At 65.1% G+C, this 1,528-nt stretch carries 1 protein-coding gene; it reads right to left on the reverse strand.

What is annotated here, in order from left to right:
• Positions 1-108 precede the first annotated feature (108 nt).
• Positions 109-1,437 (reverse strand): IS1182 family transposase, encoded by a 1,329-nt coding sequence (locus AC1DYO_RS32065; protein WP_477268662.1) that lies wholly within the window; start codon positions 1,435-1,437, stop codon positions 109-111.
• Between the last annotated feature and the right edge of the window lie 91 nt (positions 1,438-1,528).

Genomic DNA, 1,528 nt, shown 5'->3' on the forward strand with positions numbered 1-1,528 from the left:
CTAGGAGCCTGACTCTGTAATGGGACCCGCCGAGGCGATCTGGGTCGGCAGGGATTCTGGCGTGGATGACAGAGTGCGTCCGATCGAGCCGCGGTTGTGTCACAATGATCAGGCCGGTGTCATCGATCTTTGTGCTCCTGCCAGCTTGAGGATGTTGTGGACGGTGCACAGCATTGCCCATTCGGCGGCGACCTTGTTCAGCCCTCGCATCAGGAACTGGCGGAAGCCGCGGGCCTGTTTGATTTGGCCGAAGACGGGCTCGACGGTCTGCTTGCGCAAGCGATAGGGATTGGCAAATCCGTCCCGGCGCAAGCGCTCGCGCATCTGCTCCACCTTCACTCCGAGGCCTTTGCCGCCGTCGGCGGCCGCCTCGCCATGCTTCTGCCGGCCCGTCGCGATGAAGGCCTCGATCTCGCGGTCCTCCATGGCCTGGATATTGTCTTGCGAGCAATAGCCGCTGTCGGCCGATATCTGGGTCGGCTTGGCGCCGGTGTTGGCGATCACCGCGTCGATCATCGGCACCAATTGGCCGCTGTCGGCGGCGCAGTCGCTCAGCCCATGGGCGAGGATCACCTGGGCCTTGGTGTCGACGGCCGCCTGCGCATTGTAGGCCTGCACAAAGCCGTCGCGGCCCTTCATGATGCGGCTTTCCGGATCGGTGAAGTTGCGCTGCGCCTTGTCCGACGGCGTGCCCGCTTCCCGCTTCGGCTTGCGCCCGCCGCGATGGCGCTTGGGCTGTCTGGCCTTCTCTTCGGCCTCCGTCTTGGCATCGACCTCCAGCGCCGCCATCGCCTCGCGGATCTTGGCGAGCCGCCGCTTCTTGTCCGCCATCCAGTCGGGCGTTTCGTCGCCGCGCCGGTCGCCACCGTGCACGGCGTCCTCCTCGGCATCGGTCGCATCGGCGGTCTTCAGCCACCGCTCGACTTCCGCCGCCAGCTCAGGTTCCGTCTTCTTCATGCGTTGGTAGCTCATCGCCTTGTGCTTGGAGGCATTGGCCTTCATCTTGGTGCCGTCCAGCGCAACATGGCCCAGTTCGACGAGACCGGCCGCCTGACACAGCCGCAACACCTGCACGAACAGTCCGGCCAGCGCCGCCCGATGGCGGCCGCGGAACTTCGAGATGGTGCGGAAGTCCGGCCGGTTCAGCGCCGTCACCGCCATGAAGTCCACCCGCTCCTCGCACGCACGCGCCAGCCGACGCGACGAATAGATCCCGCGGCTGTAGCCGTACAGCAGCAGCGCCGTCATCATGCGCGGATCAAACGGCGGATAGCCACGCAGTTCTCCATAGCTGGCGAAGATCGCCGACAGGTCCAACCGCTCACACACCAGATCGCGGACAAAGTGCGCCACATGCTCGGGCGGCACGAAGTCTTCAACCGAGGCCGGAAACAGCTGCGGCTGATCGATCAGCCAGGGGCGAAACGTCTTGCTCATGCCCCAAAGAATCACGCCGTAATCCAGCTGTCTAGGCGCAGCCCGCCGCCGACCGCTCATTCCACACCCAAATACGGGGACAGGCTCCTAG

This window comes from Mesorhizobium sp. P2_F5, from assembly GCF_056403715.1.

Excerpts from the sequence above, each read along its gene's own strand:
- AC1DYO_RS32065 (WP_477268662.1), bottom strand. The coding sequence starts at position 1,437 with ATGAGCAAGACGTTTCGCCCCTGGCTGATCGATCAGCCGCAGCTGTTT.